At 65.7% G+C, this 20,502-nt stretch carries 18 protein-coding genes; all 18 read right to left on the reverse strand.

Annotated features, from left to right (window positions below; all coding sequences use genetic code 11):
* Positions 1 to 45 precede the first annotated feature (45 nt).
* Entirely contained in the window at positions 46 to 1,467 is a 1,422-nt protein-coding gene (locus tag GHK24_RS01565) for a bifunctional folylpolyglutamate synthase/dihydrofolate synthase (protein WP_153468820.1), read from the reverse strand.
* 26 nt (positions 1,468 to 1,493) lie between these two features.
* Entirely contained in the window at positions 1,494 to 2,366 is an 873-nt protein-coding gene (accD, locus tag GHK24_RS01570; protein ID WP_153467895.1) for an acetyl-CoA carboxylase, carboxyltransferase subunit beta, read from the reverse strand.
* On the reverse strand, positions 2,363 to 3,175 hold the full coding sequence (trpA, locus tag GHK24_RS01575) for a tryptophan synthase subunit alpha (protein ID WP_153467897.1): 813 nt from the start codon (positions 3,173 to 3,175) through the stop codon (positions 2,363 to 2,365). The genes accD and trpA overlap by 4 nt, the downstream gene beginning before the upstream one ends.
* Before the next feature lie 17 nt (positions 3,176 to 3,192).
* On the reverse strand, positions 3,193 to 4,398 hold the full coding sequence (gene trpB, locus GHK24_RS01580) for a tryptophan synthase subunit beta (protein ID WP_153467900.1): 1,206 nt from the start codon (positions 4,396 to 4,398) through the stop codon (positions 3,193 to 3,195).
* A gap of 191 nt (positions 4,399 to 4,589) precedes the next feature.
* The gene (locus tag GHK24_RS01585) at positions 4,590 to 5,207 is read right to left on the reverse strand and encodes a phosphoribosylanthranilate isomerase (protein ID WP_153467903.1); all 618 of its coding nucleotides are present in this window, start codon (positions 5,205 to 5,207) and stop codon (positions 4,590 to 4,592) included.
* 2 nt (positions 5,208 to 5,209) lie between these two features.
* Positions 5,210 to 6,034: a tRNA pseudouridine(38-40) synthase TruA gene (gene truA / locus GHK24_RS01590; RefSeq protein WP_153467906.1), complete on the reverse strand. Its 825-nt coding sequence runs from the start codon at positions 6,032 to 6,034 to the stop codon at positions 5,210 to 5,212.
* Positions 6,035 to 6,037: 3 nt separating this feature from the next.
* Positions 6,038 to 6,676, reverse strand: coding sequence for a hypothetical protein (locus GHK24_RS01595; protein WP_153467909.1), 639 nt, complete (start codon positions 6,674 to 6,676; stop codon positions 6,038 to 6,040).
* A gap of 50 nt (positions 6,677 to 6,726) precedes the next feature.
* A complete protein-coding gene (locus GHK24_RS01600; RefSeq protein WP_479725244.1) occupies positions 6,727 to 9,720 on the reverse strand; it encodes a motility hub landmark protein FimV in 2,994 nt (997 codons plus the stop codon).
* 176 nt (positions 9,721 to 9,896) lie between these two features.
* Positions 9,897 to 11,027 carry an aspartate-semialdehyde dehydrogenase gene (gene asd / locus GHK24_RS01605; RefSeq protein WP_153467915.1) on the reverse strand — a complete coding sequence of 377 codons (1,131 nt, stop codon included), beginning with the start codon at positions 11,025 to 11,027 and terminating at the stop codon, positions 9,897 to 9,899.
* A gap of 145 nt (positions 11,028 to 11,172) precedes the next feature.
* Entirely contained in the window at positions 11,173 to 12,237 is a 1,065-nt protein-coding gene (gene leuB / locus GHK24_RS01610; RefSeq protein WP_153467920.1) for a 3-isopropylmalate dehydrogenase, read from the reverse strand.
* A gap of 163 nt (positions 12,238 to 12,400) precedes the next feature.
* Positions 12,401 to 13,042, reverse strand: coding sequence for a 3-isopropylmalate dehydratase small subunit (gene leuD, locus GHK24_RS01615; RefSeq protein ID WP_153467925.1), 642 nt, complete (start codon positions 13,040 to 13,042; stop codon positions 12,401 to 12,403).
* Positions 13,042 to 13,167, reverse strand: a complete 126-nt coding sequence (locus GHK24_RS01620) for an entericidin A/B family lipoprotein (RefSeq protein ID WP_153467928.1) — start codon at positions 13,165 to 13,167, stop codon at positions 13,042 to 13,044. Before GHK24_RS01620 ends, leuD begins: the two co-directional genes overlap by 1 nt.
* The gene (gene leuC, locus GHK24_RS01625; RefSeq protein ID WP_153467932.1) at positions 13,164 to 14,597 is read right to left on the reverse strand and encodes a 3-isopropylmalate dehydratase large subunit; all 1,434 of its coding nucleotides are present in this window, start codon (positions 14,595 to 14,597) and stop codon (positions 13,164 to 13,166) included. Before leuC ends, GHK24_RS01620 begins: the two co-directional genes overlap by 4 nt.
* A 141-nt stretch (positions 14,598 to 14,738) precedes the next feature.
* Positions 14,739 to 15,626, reverse strand: a complete 888-nt coding sequence (locus tag GHK24_RS01630; RefSeq protein ID WP_153467936.1) for a M48 family metallopeptidase — start codon at positions 15,624 to 15,626, stop codon at positions 14,739 to 14,741.
* Positions 15,623 to 16,801: an MFS transporter gene (locus GHK24_RS01635; RefSeq protein ID WP_153467940.1), complete on the reverse strand. Its 1,179-nt coding sequence runs from the start codon at positions 16,799 to 16,801 to the stop codon at positions 15,623 to 15,625. Before GHK24_RS01635 ends, GHK24_RS01630 begins: the two co-directional genes overlap by 4 nt.
* A 48-nt stretch (positions 16,802 to 16,849) precedes the next feature.
* Complete coding sequence (aroC, locus tag GHK24_RS01640) at positions 16,850 to 17,950, reverse strand: chorismate synthase (protein WP_153467945.1); 1,101 nt, start codon at positions 17,948 to 17,950, stop codon at positions 16,850 to 16,852.
* Positions 17,951 to 18,084: 134 nt separating this feature from the next.
* Positions 18,085 to 19,758: a long-chain-fatty-acid--CoA ligase FadD gene (gene fadD, locus GHK24_RS01645; RefSeq protein WP_153467948.1), complete on the reverse strand. Its 1,674-nt coding sequence runs from the start codon at positions 19,756 to 19,758 to the stop codon at positions 18,085 to 18,087.
* Between the two features lie 181 nt (positions 19,759 to 19,939).
* Complete coding sequence (locus tag GHK24_RS01650; RefSeq protein ID WP_153467951.1) at positions 19,940 to 20,389, reverse strand: CBS domain-containing protein; 450 nt, start codon at positions 20,387 to 20,389, stop codon at positions 19,940 to 19,942.
* Positions 20,390 to 20,502: the final 113 nt, after the last annotated feature.

Consider the following 20,502-nt stretch of genomic DNA (forward strand, 5'->3'; position numbering starts at 1 on the left):
GGCAGCGGCAGGGAATTCGGGGCGTCGAATCGACTTCTTGGAGGATCAGCCGCAACGTCGCAATTCGCCCAACACGGCGGCGACCGTCAAAAACGATCCGAAGGCGACGATTCTATCATCTTCACCCGCCAGCTTGAGCGCACGCGCACACGCGTCGCCGGGCGTGGCGAAACACTCGACTTCGCCACCCAACTCGCCGGCAGTGATCGCCGACGCCAGGGACTGCGCTGTCGCCGCCCGCGGTCCGCTGAGGTCAGCCACGAGCCAGACGTCGACACGCCCGCGCAGCGCGGCGAGGGTGCCCGCGATGTCCTTGTCGGCGAGCATGCCGACGACAGCGAAAGTGCGCCGGAAAAACGCCATGCCCGACAGACTCTCGGCCAGCGCCGACGCTGCTTGCGGGTTGTGCGCCACATCAAGAATCCAGACAGGACGGCCCGGCAAGACCTGAAAGCGGCCCGGCAGCTCGATCTCGATCAGGCCGCGACGTACCGCCTGCATCGACACCGGCAGGCGGGGCCGCAGCAACTCGACGGCCGTCATGGCTGCCGCCGCATTGTCGAGCTGACGTGCGCCACGCAAAGCCGGTGGCGCCAGCCCACCGCGCCGCAGCAAGGGCAGCGTGCTTTCGGAAGCAATCTCCTCCGCACCGCGCGTTGGCGCATCGGCTGCCGCAGCCACAGCGTCTTCGGCGCCCACGGACGACACGCGAGGGCGCAGCCAGTACGTCCATTGCATACGCTCGTCCGTCTGCGCGAAATGTCCAAAATCGCGGCCGAGCACGTACAGCGGAGTACCGATTTCGCGCGCGTGCCCGGAGAGCGACTGCGGCGGCTCGACATCGGCACAAATGGCCGGTGTCGCGGAGCGGAAGATGCCCGCCTTCTCGCGGCCGATGCTCTCCCGCGTCGGCCCCAGCCAGTCGGTGTGGTCCAACGCAATCCCCGTGATGATCGCGCAGTCGGCCGAATAGGCATTGACCGCGTCGAGACGACCGCCCAGGCCGACCTCCAGGATGATCACATCCACCGCCGCCACGACAAACGCCTCCCACGCGGCAAGGGTGCCGAATTCGAAGTAGGTCAGAGCGATATCGCCCGCCTGCCGCCGCGCCAGCTCGACTCGGGCAAAGGCGGCGCAGAGCGCGGCATCGTCGATGGACGCGCGGTCGAGGCGAACGCGTTCGTTATAGACCAGCAAATGCGGCGAGGTGTAGCAGCCGACGCGATAGCCGGCAGCGCTGTATATGGCCTCCAGATAGGCGCAGGTCGATCCCTTGCCGTTGGTGCCGCCCACCGTGATCAGCGGACAAAAGGGCGTCTGAGCGAGCGCATCGCGCACACGCTCGACACGCGCAAGCCCCAGCTCAATGCCGGCCTGCCCCTTCGGGTGCAGGCTTTCCAGATGCGCCAGCCAGCCGTCCAGCGTCGTTGGCAGTGCTCCTGCCGAGGACGACGCCTGCGCCATCGGCCAGGGCGCGCTCGTTCTCCCGGTCACGCCGCCGCCGGCGCTTTCTGCAGCAAGGCCAGCAGGTCAGCCAGCCGGTCCTTCAGTTCGCGACGGTCGACGATCATGTCGATGGCGCCCTTCTCGATCAGGAACTCGGAGCGCTGGAAACCTTCAGGGAGCTTCTGGCGCACCGTCTGCTCGATCACACGCGGCCCGGCAAAGCCGATCAGGGCGCCCGGTTCGGCAATGACGATGTCGCCGACGAACGCGAAAGACGCTGAAACGCCCCCCATCGTCGGGTCGGTCAGAATCGAAATGAACGGCTGCTTCACCTGCGCAAGACGCGTCAGCGCCGCCGTCGTCTTGGCCATCTGCATCAGCGAAAAGAGACTCTCCTGCATCCGCGCGCCGCCCGAGGCCGTCACGCAGATGAAGGGGATGCGGTGCTCGACGGCGGCCTGCACGCCGCGCACGAAGCGCTCACCCAGCACCGAGCCCATCGAACCACCCATGAAGCCGAACTCGAAGGCCGCGACGACCGCCGGCTGCGAGCGAATGGCGCCCTGCATGACCACCAGCGAATCGGTTTCGCCGGAAGACTCGGTCGCATCGCGCAGCCGCTCGGGATAGCGGCGGCTGTCCTTGAAGCGCAGCGGATCAACCGGCAGCACCTCGGCGCCGATCTCGAAACGGCCAGCGGCGTCGAGCAACAAGTCGATGCGCTCGCGGGCGCCCAAGCGGTTGTGGTGCGCGCACTTCGGGCAGACGTTGAACGTCGTCGCCAGATCGGTCGCGTAGAGCACGGCCTCGCAGGCCGGGCACTTGCTCCACAAGCCTTCGGGCAGCGCGGAGCGGCGGGCCGCGCCGGGTTCGGCGCGCTTGATTTTCGGCGGTAGCAGCTTGTTCAACCAGTTCATGTTTTTCCTCCCGCGGCATCGATACCGCGACGCAGTTCAGTGACCAGCGCATGCACGCGCGTGCACACGTTCTCAGGTTCAGATTTTTCAATTTCCTCGATGATACGACTGCCGACAACGACTGCATCGGCAACTTCTGCAATGGCACGCGCCGTGTTGGCGTCGCGAATACCGAATCCCACCCCGACCGGCACGCCCGTACTCGCGCGGATATGCGGAATGCGGGCGGCGACGGCGCCGATATCCAGCGCGCCGGAGCCGGTCACGCCCTTCAGCGAAACATAATAGACATAGCCCTGCGCATGCTCGCCAACGCTGGCAATGCGCGCCTCGCTCGACGTCGGCGCCAGCAGGAAGATCGGATCGAGCCCGTGCCGCGTCAGCGCATCAACGAAGCCCGCACATTCCTCAGGCGGGTAATCGACGATCAGCACACCATCGACGCCGGCATGCTGCGCCAGTGCTGCGAACGCTTCGACGCCCATCGCTTCGATCGGATTGGCGTAGCCCATCAGCACCACCGGCGTCACGGCGTCAGTGGCGCGGAACGTCTCCACCATGCCCAGCACCTGCCACAAGCTGACGCCCTTCGCCAGCGCACGCTCGGAAGCACGCTGGATGGTCGGCCCATCGGCCATCGGATCGGAAAACGGTACGCCCAGTTCAATGATGTCGGCACCGGCCTCGACCAGCGTAGCCATGAGCGCCGGCGTCAGCGCCGGATCGGGATCACCGGCAGTGATGAAGGGAATCAGTGCCTTGCGGCCTGCGGTTTGCAAACGGGCGAAGGTAGCTTGAATTTTCGACATAGTGGTCTCCCGCGCGCTCAGAACTGCAAGCCGGATTTTTCGGCGACGGTATGCATATCCTTGTCGCCGCGACCGGACAGGTTAACCAGCAGAATCTTCTCGCGTGAAAGCGTCGGCGCCAGTTTCAGGGCGTAAGCGAGAGCGTGGCTCGACTCCAGCGCCGGAATGATCCCTTCCAGACGGCACAAATCATGGAACGCCGCCAGCGCCTCGCTATCGGTGATCGTCACGTACTCGGCACGACCGGAGTCCTTCAGCCAGGCGTGTTCCGGCCCGACACCGGGGTAGTCGAGGCCGGCAGAAATCGAATGCGTCTCGATGATTTGACCATTGTCATCCTGCAGCAGATAGGTGCGGTTGCCGTGCAGCACGCCGGGACGACCGGCGGTGAGCGAGGCCGCGTGCCGCCCGGTATCGATACCGTCACCCGCCGCCTCGACGCCGATCAAGCGCACATTCTCGTGCGGGATGTAAGGATGGAATATGCCGATGGCGTTGGAACCGCCGCCGACGCAGGCGATCACGGCATCGGGCTGGCGACCGCAGTGTTCCGGCATCTGCTCCAGGCACTCGCGGCCAATGACCGTCTGGAAATCGCGCACCATCATCGGATAGGGATGCGGCCCCGCCACCGTACCGATGATGTAGAAGGTGTCGGAGATATTGGTCACCCAGTCGCGCATCGCTTCGTTGAGCGCGTCCTTGAGCGTCTTCGAGCCACTTTCGACTGGGCGTACTTCGGCGCCGAGCAGCTTCATGCGATAAACGTTGGCGGCCTGCCGGCGCACGTCCTCGGCGCCCATGTACACGACGCACTGCATGCCATAGCGGGCGGCGACCGTCGCCGTGGCGACACCGTGCTGACCGGCGCCGGTTTCGGCGATGACACGCGGCTTGCCCATGCGGCGGGCGAGCATCGCCTGACCGATACAGTTGTTAACCTTGTGCGCGCCGGTGTGATTGAGGTCTTCGCGCTTAAGATAAATCTGCGCGCCGCCCAGACGCTCGGAAAGCCGGCGGGCGTGATAGATCGGGCTCGGGCGTCCGACGTAATGCTTGAGTTCGTATTCGTATTCCGCGACGAAAGCGGGGTCGCGACGCGCGGCGGCGTAGGCTTCGTTCAACTCGTCGAGCGCGGCCACCAGCGTTTCGGCGACAAAGGTACCGCCATATGGGCCAAAGTGGCCGCGGGCGTCGGGCAGATCATAGGTAGGCTGGGTCATGCGTACTCTCCTGGGGTTCGTGGCATTGGCTGCGAAGTGACCGGGCGTGCGCATCAAGCGCGCGCCATCAGGCACTCCCTCAGGTGTGCTTCGCCACAAAATACCGCCAGGACCTACGGGTCCGGCCACCGGCAAATCTGCGCATAAAACTCCTGTTAGTGCTCACCGGCTCGCGCGTCCGGCCAGCTTGATCACGCGGCGCCGCGAACGGCCGCAATGAAGGCACGTACCTTCGCCGCGTCCTTGATTCCCTTGGCCGACTCGACGCCGGAAGAGACATCCACCGCCGCCGGACGTACGCGTCGAACCGCCTCGCCGACATTGCCGGCATCCAGCCCGCCGGAAAGAATCAGCGGCCGGGAAAACCCTGCGGGAATCAGCGACCAGTCAAAGACGGCGCCGCCACCGCCGTAGCCCTCGACGAAGGCATCGAGCAAAATGCCCTGAGCCGAGGGAAACGCGGCGGCGTATTGTAGCAAATCCATTCCCGGCCTCACGCGCGCCGCCTTGATGAAGGGACGGTCGAACTGGCGGCACCAGGCGTCATCCTCGTCGCCATGAAACTGCAGGAGATGGATCGGCACCTGCGCCAGTATCTGCCGAACCGTCGCCGCCTCGGCATTGACGAACAAGCCGACAGCGCTGACGAAAGGCGGCAAACGCCGCGCCAGCAGAGCGGCCTGCTCGGCGCTGACGTAACGCGGACTCGGCGGGTAAAAAACAAAACCGATGGCATCCGCGCCAGCACTGACGGTGCTGTCGACATCCTCCTCGCGCGTCAGGCCGCAGATCTTGATGCGTGTCGGCATACTCAATCCTCGCGGGGCAAAGCAATGCGTTGTTCGTCGGCGGCAGGAGCGCCCGCCAAAAGGTCATCGGCGAGCGGCGGCAAGCCCCAGCGGGGATCGTAATCGACCCCGACAAGATACAAGCCCGCCGCCGAAAAGGTGGGCGCCGCCAGACGGCGGTCGCGAGCCGCGAGCAGTTCGTCGATCCACGCGGGCGCTTGGCGCCCCAAGCCAACGTAAACAAGGCTGCCCACCATGTTGCGCACCATGTGGTGCAAGAATGCCCCCGCAGCAAAATCGAAGACGATGAAGTCGCCCTGCTGCGAAACATCTGCACGCCGCAACCGTTTGATGGGCGAGCGGGCCTGACACTCAGCCGCACGAAAGGCCGAGAAATCGTGCTCACCGAGCAAAGAGCAGGCAGCGGCCTGCATCGCCGACAGATCGAGTGGCGCGTGATGCCAGCCGGCGCGTCCGTGCCATATCGCCGGGCGCTGCGGACGATTCAGTAGCAGATAGCGGTAGTGCCGACCCTGCGCACAGAAACGCGCATGAAAGTCGTCCGCCACCGGGCGCGCCCACCGCACGACAACCGCCGGCGGCAAGAAGGTATTCGTGCCCCGCACCCACGCCGACACGGGACGCGCAACCGGCGCATCGAAGTGCACCACCTGCGCACTGGCGTGCACACCGGCGTCGGTCCGTCCGGCGCAGACGATATCGATGGGCTGCCCTGCCAAAGCGGCCAGCGCGGTCTGTACCGCATCCTGCACACTGCCGCCCGCCGGCTGCGTTTGCCAGCCGCAGAACCCGCCGCCGTCGTACTCGATGCCCAAGGCAATACGCATCGCTTACCCCCCCAGCAAAGCGACGAGGCCGATCAAGCCCAGCGCGAGCGCCAACCGGTCACGCCCGCGCAAAGGCGAATCGTCAAGCTCGATGCTCTCGGCAAGAGGCGTCGCCGGCGCAGCGAGAAGGCTGCGCCAATCGCGCGGACGCGGCAGCGCCTCGGCGTAGCGCAGCGCCAGCATCAGCCGAATGACACCGCGATCCGCATCGATCCCCGTCCAGCGCAAGGGCTGCAACAAACGCCGTGCGCCGCTCAGCAAGGTGCCCAAGGGCATTTTCTCCAGAAACGCCGCGACGACGACCAGTACGAGCAGCAAACGTCCTAACTGCAAGGCCGCCTCGTCGAGGCCTTCGCGCGTCGGCGCCCCCCAGCCAGCCCAGAGAGGATCGCCGGCCACGCCCCAGGCGAAGACCGCGAAGAGCGACAACAACAACCAGCGCGTACGCCGGATCAGGCGTCCGGCACGCTGGCGAATCGCGCTGCCCGCAAAAACGCTCAAGGCCAATGCGAGTAGCAAAGGCACGCCGGAAAGGCGCTGTATCGCCAGCAAAGCGAGCAGCCAGCCAGCCAGGCGAACGGCGGGATGAAAAGTCGGGAACACGAGCGTATTGGCAAAAACGCGGTAATCAGAGGGGCGCAAAAAAACGGCCGCTGCGACCTGAGTCGCAACGGCCTGCGCCTACGCGAAGATCAGCCCTCAAGACGGGCGAGGGTCATGCCGGCACGCTCACGCTGCTCGGTGTTGCCCTCGGCAAGGACTTCTTCGAGCAACTCGCGCGCGCCCTCCAGATCGCCCATCTCTTCATAGGCCTTGGCAAGATCGAGCTTGGTCTCCGCCTCTTCGTTGACTGGTTCCTCAACATCGGCCGGGGGTTCGGTCGCGGCCGGCGCAGCGGCCTCAGCCGGTGCGGCGGGCGACTCGAACTCCTGTCCGAAATCAAGCGGCTCCGCTAATTCAGGCGTTGCAGGCGAAGCCGGCGAGCGACCGGCGAAGGGGTCAGGCAGGTCCGGCGGCACAGAATCAGCGGTATCAGCGGTCGCAGCCTCGTCATCGGCTGAATCAGCCGGTTCAACTGGCCCGGCTGGCTCGGCGAGATCGAGATTGATCGAGGAGAGATCAAAAGGCGGCGCCACCGGCGCCTCGTCGGGAATACCGACATCGACGAGATCGGCGAGGTTGGCGTCGAACTCCAGCGCCCCCTCTTCGTCTGCCGGCAGTTCGTCGCTGGCCGCTTCTGCCACATTCTCCGACGACTTCTCCGCCTCGACGTCTGGCGCGGGCGGAACCGCAGCGCCCGTCGCAGGCGAAGGCGTAGCGCCCAGATCGAAATCAATGTCGAGCATCGCCTTGGGCAAGGCGCTAGCCGGCGCCTCAGGCGGCTGCGGCAGGGAGTCGGTCGACGCTTCACTCAGGAGCAACTCTTCACTCGGCTCGTTCACCGCGCCGGCGTCAGCGAGGTCGGGGGTGAGATCGAAATCGAGCATGCCCGGCTCGCCCGGCGTTTCGTTTTCGGCAAACGCAGGAGCTTCTTCCGGCACGACTGCCGCGCCGTCTTCGATACGCGTATCGCCGGCTTCTTCCGCCGCCGACACCGGCTCGGCGACTGCCGCAGGTTCGCTGGCGACAGCGTCGGCGCCAGGCTCAGCCGCAGAGACGGCGGACTCAGCGGGCGAATCCACCTCGACCGCAGCACCCTCAACGGCGGCGAACGACTCGCCCGGCAACTCTTCGGGAACGGCGACCGTATCGGCGCGACCGGCTGCGGCCGAAGCCTCCGGCGCGGCGGAAGTAGGGCCAGCGGCATCCGCGAAATCGTCTTCCTTTGGCGCCGCATGCGCATCATTGGCGAGCGCCGCGTAGGCCGCCGTGGCGACTGGCGCGAAAGCTGCGGCGGGCGCAGCCGCCGGCGCATACGGCGACGACTGATCTGCCACCACTTCAGTGCTCGCAATTACCGGCGACACTGGCGCCGGGGCCTCCTCCCGCTCAGGCTCTGGCGACGCCTCCTGCGGCTCGTTGGCCGAGAGCGTATCGCTGCCTTCGGAACCGTCTTCTTCCTCGACAGGCGTCACGGCGGGCTGGCGCCGACGGGCGAAGGCGAAGAAAAGCCCCAGCACGGCGGCAAGCCCCGCTCCGGCCAGCAGAATCGGGTTGGCCTGAAGTTTCTTGAGCAGCGACTCGTCGGCGTTCGTCGCGTCCGTCGCAGGCACAGCCGCTGGCGCGTCGGCAGCGGCGGATGTCGCGGGAGTCTCGGGTTTCGCTTCCGGTGCGGCCGCTTCTGGGGTCGCGGCGGGTTCCGCAGCCGTAGCAGGAGTCTCTTGTCTGGCGGGTGCTGCCGAATCGGCTGTTTCAGCGGTGGTCGCGTGAGGAGCTGACGCCTCGGGCACGGCCGCCTTACTGGCGTCTGCTTCGGCTTTCCGGGTTTCGCTCGCCGGTACCGGCGTTGACTCCTTGGCGGCGGCGAGCTTTTGCAAGTCGGCGAGTTTCTGGTTTTTCAGTTCAACGAGCTTCTGCAAATCGGAGACGTTCTTTTCCAGCAGGACGATGCGCTCGTTCGCCTCTTTCAGCGCCTTCTCGCGCGCGATGGCCTCTTCTTCGGCCTTCGCTCCGGCGCGTGCGGCGGCCGACTCGCTCTTCGAGACCTGGAGCCGGTCTTTGGTATCGCTGGCCGGTGCCGCCTTGTCTTCGACGCGCGTCGTCACGCGCCCCGTCGCGCCCTGCCGATCCTGATCGTCCTTGGCTGCGGACTTGGCAGCCAATTGCGCAAGTTTGCGCCGATAGGCTTCCCAATTGGCTGACTGGGCAACGACGATCTTCTTCGCCTCTTCGTCGGGCAGCGCGGCAGCTTCCTCGGCCGAGGGAATAGTGAGAATCCGCCCGGCCTGCATGCGATTCATGTTGGCGCCGTCGAATGCCTCAGGATTGGCGCGAAAGAGGCCAACCAGCATCTGCTCGAGCGAAACGTTCTGGGGACGCGTCTCGCTGGCGACGCGGTGCAAGGTTTCGCCACGCTTCACCTCGTGCGTTGCGCGCGGGGCTGCGGTTTTTGACATCGTCGGATCGACACGCAGCGAGGGAGAGGCATCGGCCGCCGCCTCGCTCGTGCGCTCCGGCGTGCTTTCGCTGGATTTCTCCGCCGCCTTGGCAGACGCATCGGTGGCAGACTCCGAGCGGATGACACGGCGAATCGGAGACGGCGCCGTTACCGCAGGCACCACTGGCGCCACGGCCGTCAGGGAGGCAGGCGCGTTCGCCTCAGGCGGATCGAGCAAGAAGCTGAATTCGCGCACCAGACGGCCGGCCGGCCAGTTCAACTCGAGCAGAAGATCGACGAAGGGTTCAGCCATCGGGCGCTCGCTGGAGAGCTTGACGACCGCCTGACCGTTCGCCCGCGTATCGATAGCAAAACGCAGGCCGAGCAACGCCGGGTTGTAGTCAACGCCGGCCTGGCGAAAGGCCTCTGGCGAGCCGAGGCTGGCTTTCATCCCCGCCAGTTCATCGGACGTTGCCGCCAGGTCGATCTCGGCGCGCAAAGGTTGCCCCAGAGCGGAAAGCACATTCACCCGCCCCAGACCAGCCGCCTCTGCCGCCAGCGGGAGCGAAAAACCAAGACATGCCGCGACTGCCAGCGCGCAGCCGCGCCGCCGAAACCGGGTCAATGCGGGTTGAGATGGTTTGGCCACGGCACCACCTTGAGCGTCGATTTTTAGAATAATCAAAATAACATCATGCAGTTAGCGGCGCAAGCTAAACTTGCTTGTGATCTGGGAAGCGTCTGCGGAAAAAAACCGGGGCTTTCCCCGGCTTTTTTCGGCGCGCCTACGCACATCCACCGCGCCACCCGAAGGCAGCGGCGGAGTCAGCTTTCCAGAAGGATGCGCAGCATGCGCCGCAGCGGTTCGGCGGCACCCCACAGCAGCTGATCGCCGACGGTGAAGGCGCCGAGGTATTCGGGGCCCATCGCCAGCTTGTGCAGGCGGCCGACCGGAACGGAAAGCGTGCCGGTGACGGCGGTCGGCGTCAGTTCGCGCTCGCTGATCTCGCGCTCGTTGGGAACGACCTTGACCCACGGATTGGCAGCGGCGATCAGCCCTTCGATGTCGGCCAGCGGCACGTCCTTCTTCAGCTTGATGGTCAGGCCCTGCGAGTGGCAGCGCATGGCGCCGATGCGCACGCACAGGCCGTCGATCGGGATCGAGCCGGCGCTGCGGAAAGCGGGCTTGCCGAGGATCTTGTTGCACTCAGCGCCACCCTTCCACTCTTCTTTCGACTGGCCGTCGGCGACGGGAACGTCGATCCACGGGATCAGGCTGCCGGCGAGCGGGGTGTTGCGGAAGTTCTTGGTCGGGAAGTCGGCCGAACGCATCGTCGCCGCGACCTTGCGGTCGATGTCGAGGATCGCCGACGCCGGATCGGCCAGCTCGGCCTTCACCGCGTCGTGCAGCGCGCCCATCTGCGCCAGCAGTTCGCGCATGTTCTGCGCGCCGGCGCCCGACGCCGCCTGATAGGTCATCGCCGACACCCACTCGACGAGGTCGGCACGGAACAGGCCGCCGAGGCCCATCAGCATCAGCGAGACGGTGCAGTTGCCGCCGATCCAGTTGTTCACGCCACGCGCCTGCGCCGCCTTGATCACGTCAAGGTTGACCGGGTCGAGGACGATCACTGCGTCGTCGGCCATGCGCAGCGTCGATGCCGCGTCGATCCAGTGCCCCTTCCAGCCGGCCGCGCGCAGCTTCGGGAACACCTCCTTGGTGTAGTCGCCGCCCTGACAGGTGATGATGATGTCCATCGCCTGCAGCGTGTCGATCGACGCCGCGTCGTGCAGGACGCCGCCTTCCTTGCCGCCGAAGGCGGGCGCCGCACTGCCGGCGGCCGAGGTCGAGAAGTAGAACGGCTCGACGTGGGCGAAGTCGCCCTCCTCGGCCATGCGCTGCATCAACACCGAGCCGACCATGCCGCGCCAGCCGACCAGACCCAACTTTGTCATCGCCATCTTCGTGTCACTTTCTTCGCATCGCCACGACGGCTCCTGCGCACTTGGGCGCGCGGGCCGCCGATTCGTTCATTCGGGAGGGAGAGCCGGGCTGACGCCCGACCCTGTCTACGGGTAACGCAGGAGCTGCGGTTTTCGCCTACAGCGCGGCGAGGACGGCGTCGCCCATGCCGCGCGTGCCGACCAGCGTCGTTCCCGGTTCGTAGATGTCGCCGGTGCGATAGCCCTGCGCCAGCACCTTCTTCACCGCGTTCTCGATGCGCTGCGCACCTTCTTCCTGCGCGAAGGTGTAACGCAGCATCATCGCCGCCGAGAGAATGGTCGCCAGCGGGTTGGCCTTGTCCTGTCCGGCGATGTCGGGCGCCGAGCCGTGCGAGGGTTCGTACAGGCCCTTGTTGTTGGCGTCGAGCGAGGCCGAGGGCAGCATGCCGATCGAACCGGTGAGCATCGAGGCTTCGTCGGAGAGGATGTCGCCGAACATGTTGCCGGTGACCACCACGTCGAACTGCTTCGGGTTGCGCACCAGCTGCATCGCCGCGTTGTCGACGAGCATGTGCGAGAGCTGCACGTCCGGATAGTCGCGCGCCATGTCGCTGACGATGTCGCGCCACAACTGCGTGCATTCGAGCACGTTCATCTTGTCGACCGAGCACAGCCGGCCGTTGCGCTTCTGCGCCGCCTCGTAGGCGACCTTGGCAATGCGACGAATCTCGCTCTCGCTGTAGATCATCGTGTTGTAGCCGACGCGCTCATTGCCGTTGCCCGTGTCGCGCATCTCGATGCCGCGCGGCTGGCCGAAGTAGATGTCGCCGGTGAGTTCGCGCACGATCAGGATGTCGAGACCGGCGACGACCTCGGGCTTCAGCGTCGAGGCGTTGGCGAGTTCCGGGTAAAGGATCGCGGGACGCAGGTTGGCAAAGAGGCCGAGCGTCTTGCGGATGCCGAGCAGACCGCGCTCCGGACGCTGCTCGCGCGGCAGCGTATCCCACTGCGGGCCGCCGACGGCGCCCAGCAGCACCGCGTCGGACTCCAGCGCCAGACGGCGCGTTGCTTCCGGGAAGGGATCGCCGGTGGCGTCGACGGCACAGCCGCCGAGCAGCGCTTCCTCGAAAGTGAAATCGAGGTCGAGCGCGCGCAGCACGCGCAGCGCCTGCGCCATGATTTCGGGACCAATGCCGTCGCCGGGCAATACGCAAATCTTCATGTCATTCCTCGCTGTAAGCGCCGCTGGCGCTGGGTCGCTGGCAGGTCGTCGTGATGGACGACGCTGCGCTGCCGCCGGACTCGCCGACGGGATGAAAAAACACCGGCACCTTACGGCGCCGGTTTGCCCGCACCGCGACACGCACGGTGCAAAAGACGGGAAATCAGCCGCAGAACAGCCAGGGCTGTTCGCGCCGACGACGTTCCTCGAATTCGCGAATGATGTCGGCGTGGCGCAAGGTCAGGCCGATGTCGTCCCAGCCATTGAGCAGACGTTCCTTGCGGTAATCGTCGATGGCGAAAGGCAGTGAAACGCCGTCAGGCCGCTCGATGACTTGCCGTTCGAGATCGATCAGCAGGCGGAAGCCGGGCGTACCGCTCACAGCGGCAAACAACGCATCGATCTCGGCGGCCGGCAGCGTGATCGGCAGGATGCCGTTCTTGAAGCAGTTGTTGAAGAAGATGTCGGCGAAGCTCTCGGCGATCACGGCGCGGAAGCCGAAGTCGAGCAAGGCCCAGGGCGCGTGCTCTCGCGAGCTGCCGCAGCCAAAGTTCTTGCGTGCCAGCAGAATCTGCGCGCCCTGATAGCGCGGCTGGTTGAGCACGAAATCCGGGTTGCGCGGACGATTCGTACTGTCCTGACCCGGCTGGCCGACATCGAGGTAACGCCACTCGTCGAACAGGTTGGGGCCGAAGCCCGAACGCTTGATCGACTTGAGGAACTGCTTCGGGATGATCGCGTCGGTGTCGACGTTGGCGCGGTCGAGCGGCGCCACCAGCCCGTTGAGGCGAACGAAAGCGTCCATTAGCGTGCCGCCTTTTCGATGGCCTGACCACCGCGTTCAATGTCCTTGCCGATGCCGTGAACGGTGTTGCACGCCGTCGCGGCAAGCGCCAGCAAAACGAGGAAGGATGCGGTAGCGCGACTCATACAGGCTCCTTGCAGACAATTTCACGAACGTCGGCGAAACGGCCGGCGATCGCCGCCGCCGCTGCCATTTGCGGACTCACCAGATGCGTGCGCCCACCGGCGCCCTGGCGACCTTCGAAATTGCGGTTCGAGGTCGACGCGCAGCGCTCGCCCGGCTCCAGGCGGTCGGCGTTCATCGCCAGACACATCGAACAGCCCGGTTCGCGCCACTCGAAACCGGCGGCGATGAAAACCTTGTCGAGCCCTTCGGCCTCGGCCTGGCGCTTGACCAGACCGGAACCGGGCACCGCCAGCGCCAGCTTGACGTTGGCGGCGACATGGCGGCCCTTGAGCACGCTGGCAGCGGCGCGCAGATCCTCGATGCGCGAGTTGGTGCACGAGCCGATGAACACCTTGTCGATGGCGATGCTCTCGACCGACTGGTTCGGCGCGAGCCCCATGTAGGCGAGCGCGCGCTCGGCGCCCTCGCGCTTGACCGGATCGGCGAACGACGCCGGATCGGGAACGCGGCCCTTGATCGAGACGACCATCTCCGGCGAGGTGCCCCAGGTGACGAGCGGGTCGATCGCCTCGGCGCGCAACTCGACCACCTGATCGAAACGCGCCCCTTCGTCGCTCGTGAGCTGCCGCCAGCTGGCGACGGCGCGCTCCCAGTCGTCGCCCTTCGGCGCGAACGGACGGCCCTTCAGGTAATCGATGGTGGTCTGGTCGACGGCGACGAAGCCCATGCGTGCGCCAGCCTCGATCGCCATATTGCACAGCGTCATGCGGCCTTCGATCGACAGCGCGCGGATGGCGCTGCCAGCGAACTCGATGGCGTAACCGGTGCCGCCGGCGGTGCCGATGTTGCCGATCACCGCCAGTGCGATGTCCTTGGCCGAGACGCCGCGGCGCAATTGGCCCTCGACGCGAACGAGCATGGTCTTCGACTTCTTCTGCACCAGACATTGCGTCGCCAGCACGTGCTCGACTTCCGAGGTGCCGATGCCGTGCGCCATGCAGGCGAAAGCGCCGTGCGTGCTGGTATGCGAGTCGCCGCAGACGACGGTCATCCCCGGCAACGTCGCGCCGTTTTCCGGGCCGACGACGTGCACGATGCCCTGGCGCGAGTCCTTGAACGGGTAGTAGGCAAGCGCGCCGAACTCGTGGATGTTGGCGTCGAGCGTCTCCACCTGCAGGCGCGACACCGGATCCTCGATACCGCGCTCCCAGTGATTGGTCGGCGTATTGTGGTCGGCGGTGGCGACCACCGACGAAATCCGCCACGGCTGGCGCTTGGCCAGCTTCAAGCCCTCGAAGGCCTGCGGGCTGGTCACTTCGTGGATGAGGTGACGGTCGATGTAGATCAGCGCGGAGCCGTCGTCCTGTTCGAGCACGACGTGGCTTTGCCAGAGTTTGTCGTAGAGCGTTTGCGGCGAATTGTGCGACATGGAATCAGCCCGAAGAACGTGCCGGGAAGGCATGACAGTCAAAGCGGCCATAAAACCGGCCAGCGGATGCGCCGTCGGCCGCCCATCCTGCCGGCAACCGCAACGAAAGCCGCCGATTATGTCACAGCGCTGGCGGCGCTGTCAGCCGGGGCGGGGCTTCTCGCTCCGCTCGGGGCGCAGCGTTCGCCGCGCCGCGACATAGAGCGGCTGCACGCGTTCGGCGGCGACTTGCAGATCCGCAATGCGCGTCGCGTGCGAGGGGTGGGTCGACAGCCACTGCGGCGGCTGCCCGCCATTGCGCGCCGCCATTTTCTCCCAGAGCGACACGGCCGCCTGCGGGTCGTAGCCGGCGCGCGCCGCGAGTTCGACGCCGATGCGGTCGGCCTCGGCCTCGTTCTGCCGGCTGTTTGGATGCAGCACGGTCAGATCGGTGATTTGCCCGGCCAGATCGACCTGATTGCGCGACAGGCCAGCCGCCGCTCCCAGGAACGTCAGCCCGAGATTCGCCGCCTGCGCCTGTGAGGCGCGCTCGCGGCCGTGTTCGCGCAGGGCATGCGCGATCTCGTGGCCCATGACGGCAGCCAGTTCCGCGTCGGTCGGCCGTAGCGTATCGATCAGGCCGGAATAAACGGCGATCTTGCCGCCCGGCATGCACCAGGCGTTGAGCTCCTTGCTGTCGATGACATTGACTTCCCAGCGCCACGCCGGCGCGTCGGCCCGAAAGGCAGCGGTTGCGGGAATCAGGCGGTTGGCGATGGCGCGCACGCGCGCCGTGTCGCCGGCATCATGGTTGAGCTGACCCTTCGCCTGCGCCTCGCGCAGGATCTGCCGATACGACTGCTCGGCGGCACGATCCATGTCTGCCGCCGGAATCAGCAGCATCTGCTGCCGGTCGACGCCAACCGCGCCCGGCAAGGTGGTCTGTGTCGCGCAGGCGGCGAGCAGCGCCGCAGCCACCAGTACAGCGCCGCTCGCACGGCGCAGGCGGAACCAATGGGGCCAATCACTACGCGTCGAAAATTGCCTCATGTTTTGCTCTCAATCACCGCTTCGCCCGCCCCGTCTTCGCCGCGCACACCGGCGTACACCAGCAAAAAACCAAGCAGGGCGAAGGCCGAACCTATCGAAAAACTGATGCCGGCGCCGAGGCTATCCCAGCTCCAGCCGCTGATCAAGGCACCGAACAGCCCGCCGGCACCGAAGGACAGGCTCGAATACAAGGCCTGTCCGCGCCCCTGCGCGCGCCCGGGGAACCAGCGGTTGATCGCAGCGATGGCCGCCGCGTGGTGCGCACCGAAGGTCAGTGCGTGCAGCACTTGCGCGACGAGGAGGATGGCGAGACTGTCGGCGCCCCAGCCAATCAGCACGAAACGCAGCGCCGCCGCCGCGAAGCAGGTGAGCAGGACGGCGCGCAGGCTGAAACGGCGCATCAGCGGCGCCATGATCATGAAAACGCCAATCTCGGCGACAACCCCAAGCGACCACAAGCCGCCGACCAGCGAGGTCGAATAGCCGTGTCCGGCGAGATGGATCGAGTAGAAGACGTAGTACGCGCCGTGCGCCGCCGACATGGCAAAACACGCGGCGAGCAGCGCACGCACGCGCGTCTGCCTGAGGATCGCGCCGAGCGCCGGCGCCGGCCCGGTGGTGCTGCTGTGCGCCTTCGCTTCCGGCACGCGCAGCGCGCAAACCATGATGCCGACTTGCGTCGCCAGCAACATCCAGAGCAGATGGCTGATCGGCTGGTATTCGAGCCAGGCGCCGACCACCATGACAGCGAAGATGAAGCCAATCGATCCCCAGACGCGGATGCGGCTGTAGCGCGCCGGATCGTCGCGCAGGTGGTCGAAGGTCTGCGTTTCGACCAGGGGCAATGCTGCGCTCCAGAAGAACGCGAGCATTGCCATCGCCGCCAGCAGCCCGCCGAGGCTGGTGGTGAAGAAGAAGGCGACGAAGGAAACCAGGCTGATCGCCGCTGCCAGGCGGATGATCGGCGTGCGCCGTGGCTGCCGGTCGGCGAGCGCGCCCCACAGATAGGGCGCGAACATGCGCATCAGCTGCATCTGCGACATCACCAGACCGATGTCCCAGGCCGAGAACGACAGCGACTTCAGGTACAGGCCGAAGTACGGCGAGAAGGCGCCGATGAAGGCGAAGTGGAAGAAGTAGTAGCTGGACAGTCGCCAGTAGGGCAGCGCGGACAAAGTGACGGCAGCGGGTGTTAAGCGCGCGAATCAGGCGGAGCAGGCCGCTCAGGCCGCCGACGACGGCAGGCGCGGCGTCGCGCAGACGACGTCGCCGCACTGCGCACGGTGGCGCAACGCGTGGTCGATCAGCACCAGCGCCAGCATCGCTTCGGCGATCGGCGTCGCACGCAGGCCGACGCAGGGGTCGTGCCGGCCGTGCGTCGCCACCGTCGACGCTTCGCCGGCGAGATTCACCGACTGCCGTTCGAGGCGGATGCTCGACGTCGGCTTCAGCGCGATGCGCGCGACGATGTCCTGCCCGGTCGAGATGCCGCCGACGATGCCGCCGGCGTTATTGGAAAGGAAGCCAGCCGGGCTCATCTCGTCGCCGTGCTCGCTGCCCTTCTGCGCCACCGCGGAAAAACCCGCGCCGATCTCGACGCCCTTGACCGCGTTGATTCCCATCAGCGCATGCGCGATGTCGGCGTCGAGGCGGTCGAACACCGGCTCGCCCCAGCCCGGCGGCAGGCCGCTGGCGGTAACGGTGATCAGCGCGCCGACCGAATCGCCCGACTTGCGCAGCGAATCCATGTACGCCTCGAGTTCGGGGACGATCGCCGCGTTCGGCGCGAAGAAGGGGTTGTCGTCGATCGCTGCCGCGTCGACAAAGGGAATCGGCAGCGGTCCGAGCTGGCTCATCCAGCCGCGAATGACGACGCCGTAGCGCTCCTTCAGCCACTTGCGCGCGATCGCGCCGGCGGCAACGCGCGTCGCCGTCTCGCGTGCCGACGAACGGCCGCCGCCGCGATAGTCGCGGAAACCGTATTTTTGCGTATAGGCGTAGTCGGCGTGGCCGGGGCGGAAGGTCTCGGCGATGTTGCCGTAGTCGCGGCTGCGCTGGTCCTCGTTGCGGATCAGCAGGCCGATCGGCGTGCCGGTGGTGCGCCCCTCGAAAACGCCGGAGAGGATTTCGACCGTGTCGGACTCACGTCGCTGCGTGACGTGGCGCGAACCGCCGGGCTTGCGCCGGTCGAGTTCGACCTGGATATCCGCCGCCGACAGTTCCAGCCCCGGCGGGCAACCGTCGACGACGCAACCGATCGCCGGACCGTGCGACTCGCCGAACGAGCTAACCGAGAAAAGAAGGCCGAAACTGTTGCCGGACATGGCGATTCCATGCAAGACGAGGGGAGCGGAAGTCTACCATAGCCCTCCGCCCCCTCCAGGACAGCCGGGAAAGCGCCTCTACGCAGCCGGACGGCCCACTAACAGGCCGCCCAGCCGCAGCGGAAGCCGCGCGTTCAGACGCCCGGCACGTCGTCGCGCAAGGCGCGGCGCAAGATCTTGCCGACGTTGGTCTTCGGCAATTCGTCGCGGAACTCGACGATGTGCGGCACCTTGTAGCCCGTCAGGCTCTCGCGACAGTGCGCGATGAGGTCGGCTGCCGTCAGCGCCGGGTCTTTACGCACGACGAAGATCTTCACCGCCTCGCCGGAGCGGGCATCGGCAACCCCCAGCGCCGCCACTTCGAGAACGCCGGGGTGCAGGGCCACGACGTCTTCGACCTCGTTCGGATAGACGTTGAAGCCGGAGACGAGAATCATGTCCTTCTTGCGATCGACGATGCGCACGAAGCCGCGCTCGTCCATCACCGCCACATCGCCGGTACGCAAGAAGCCGTCGGCGGTAAACACGTTGGCCGTCTCGTCGGGGCGATTAAAGTAGCCCTTCATCACCTGCGGCCCGCGCACACAGAGTTCGCCGGGCTTGCCAAGTGGCACTTCCTTGCCGTTGTCGTCGAGGATGAGCACTTCGGTCGACGAAATCGGCAAGCCAATCGAGCCGTTGAAATCGGTGATGTCGAGCGGGTTGATGGTGACCGCCGGGGAGGTTTCGGTGAGGCCATAAGCTTCGATCAGCGGCTTGCCGGTGACGCGCTTCCAGCGTTCGGCGACGCTTTTCTGCACCGACATGCCGCCGCCGAGCGTCACGTTCAGGCGGCTGAAATCGAGGCGGGCAAAATCCTCGTTGTTCAGGAGGGCGTTGAAGAGCGTGTTGACCCCCGTCAGCACCGTGAACGGGTATTTGCGCAACTCGGCAATGAAGCCTGGAATGTCGCGCGGATTGGTGATCAGCACGTTGGTTGCACCGATCTTGAGGAAGGTGAAGCAATTCGCCGTCAGTGCAAAGATATGGTAAAGCGGCAAGGCGGTGACGATCAGCTCCTGCCCCTCGCGCACCGCCGAGCGAATCCACGCGTGCGCCTGCGTCAGATTGGCGAGGATGTTGCCATGCGTCAGCATGGCGCCCTTGGAGAAACCGGTCGTGCCGCCGGTGTATTGCAGGAAGGCGATGTCGTCGTGACCGATTACCGGCGGCGCGTAACTCGCCGCCGCGCCACGCGCCAGCGCCGTATTGAAGCCCGTCACACGCGGCAGACGCCAAGCCGGCACCATGTGCTTGATGTATTTGACGGCGAAATTGACCACCATGCCCTTCGGGAAACCGAAGAGATCGCCAATGCGCGCCATGACGACATGCTTGACGGCCGTTGCGCCGATGGCGTGCTGCAACGTATGCGCAAAGTTCTCGAGGATGACGATGGCCTCTGCCCCCGAGTCCTTCAACTGGTGTTCCAGTTCGCGCGGGGTGTAGAGCGGATTGCAATTGACCACCGCGTAGCCCGCCCGCAAGGCGCCGAGCATCGCCACCGGGTATTGCAGCACGTTCGGCATCATGATCGCCACGCGCGCGCCGCGCGGCAGCGCAATGACCGACTGCAGATACGCCGCAAACTGCCGCGATAATTCATCCAGCTGACCGTAGGTCAACGACACGCCCATGTTGATGTAGGCGACGCGGTCGCGATAGCGCGTAACGCTCTGCTCGAACAGTGCCCCCAGCGAGGCGAATTCGCCAAGATCGACTTCCGCGGGAATACCTGCCGGATAGCTTTTCAGCCAGATTTTTTCCAAAGTCTCCTCCTGAGGATGCGTCTTATGGTCTGTTTATGTTGTAGTTTTCAGAGAAAAGCCCCGCTATACGGGGCTGTGCAACAGGTAAAACACGACATCAACCACCAAGCGGCGCCGTCGAACGCGACGCGCGACGCGCTCAAAAATGCAAAAGGCGCCGCACGAAGCGGCGCCTGAAGTCTTATTCGCTCTTTTCGCCCTCTGGCCAATTGCGGATGTAGTTCTTGAGCAGCAGGTTTTCGAAGCTCTGTTCTTCGAGCACCGCGCGCGCCACATCGTGGAAGGAAACGATGCCGGCGAGTTCTTCGCCATCGAGCACCGGCAAATAACGCGAGCGCTTGTCGACCATCAGCCGACGCAGTTCGTCGAGGTCCATGTCGGGCGACGCCGTCACGGGATCGGGCACCATGACCTGCGCCACGGTGATCGCCGAGGTCTCACCGAGGGGACGATGCAGCGCATGCAACATCTCGCGGAAAGTGAGAACGCCAACCAGGCGCTTGCCGTCGAGCACCGCCAGCGAGCCGATGTCGTGGTCGGCCATGGCCGCCAGCGCCTCGCTCAAAGGCTGATCGGGCGAAACGGTGTACAAACGCGAGCCCTTGACCCGCAAAATCTCTCTCACCAGCATGGTTCATCCTCTCAAGTGCCACCACCCGACAAACGCCGAGCCATGAATAGAGCGCTTTGACGCCCTCTGATTATTGCCAAATGTTATTCCATTGACGCGCTTTGCGGAAGCCG

This window comes from Rhodocyclus gracilis, from assembly GCF_009617575.1.
GTDB classification, from domain to species: Bacteria; Pseudomonadota; Gammaproteobacteria; order Burkholderiales; family Rhodocyclaceae; genus Rhodocyclus; species Rhodocyclus gracilis.

Coding starts and splice junctions, on each gene's coding strand:
- leuD (WP_153467925.1), bottom strand. CDS start 13,042: ATGGACGCTTTCGTTCGCCTCAACGGGCTGGTGGCGCCGCTCGACCGC.
- GHK24_RS01620 (WP_153467928.1), bottom strand. CDS start 13,167: ATGAGTCGCGCTACCGCATCCTTCCTCGTTTTGCTGGCGCTTGCCGCG.
- GHK24_RS01585 (WP_153467903.1), bottom strand. CDS start 5,207: ATGCCGACACGCATCAAGATCTGCGGCCTGACGCGCGAGGAGGATGTC.
- GHK24_RS01565 (WP_153468820.1), bottom strand. CDS start 1,467: ATGGCGCAGGCGTCGTCCTCGGCAGGAGCACTGCCAACGACGCTGGAC.
- GHK24_RS01630 (WP_153467936.1), bottom strand. CDS start 15,626: ATGAGGCAATTTTCGACGCGTAGTGATTGGCCCCATTGGTTCCGCCTG.
- GHK24_RS01650 (WP_153467951.1), bottom strand. CDS start 20,389: ATGCTGGTGAGAGAGATTTTGCGGGTCAAGGGCTCGCGTTTGTACACC.
- leuC (WP_153467932.1), bottom strand. CDS start 14,597: ATGTCGCACAATTCGCCGCAAACGCTCTACGACAAACTCTGGCAAAGC.
- accD (WP_153467895.1), bottom strand. CDS start 2,366: ATGAACTGGTTGAACAAGCTGCTACCGCCGAAAATCAAGCGCGCCGAA.
- asd (WP_153467915.1), bottom strand. CDS start 11,027: ATGACAAAGTTGGGTCTGGTCGGCTGGCGCGGCATGGTCGGCTCGGTG.
- aroC (WP_153467945.1), bottom strand. CDS start 17,950: ATGTCCGGCAACAGTTTCGGCCTTCTTTTCTCGGTTAGCTCGTTCGGC.
- trpA (WP_153467897.1), bottom strand. CDS start 3,175: ATGTCGAAAATTCAAGCTACCTTCGCCCGTTTGCAAACCGCAGGCCGC.
- trpB (WP_153467900.1), bottom strand. CDS start 4,398: ATGACCCAGCCTACCTATGATCTGCCCGACGCCCGCGGCCACTTTGGC.
- truA (WP_153467906.1), bottom strand. CDS start 6,034: ATGCGTATTGCCTTGGGCATCGAGTACGACGGCGGCGGGTTCTGCGGC.
- leuB (WP_153467920.1), bottom strand. CDS start 12,237: ATGAAGATTTGCGTATTGCCCGGCGACGGCATTGGTCCCGAAATCATG.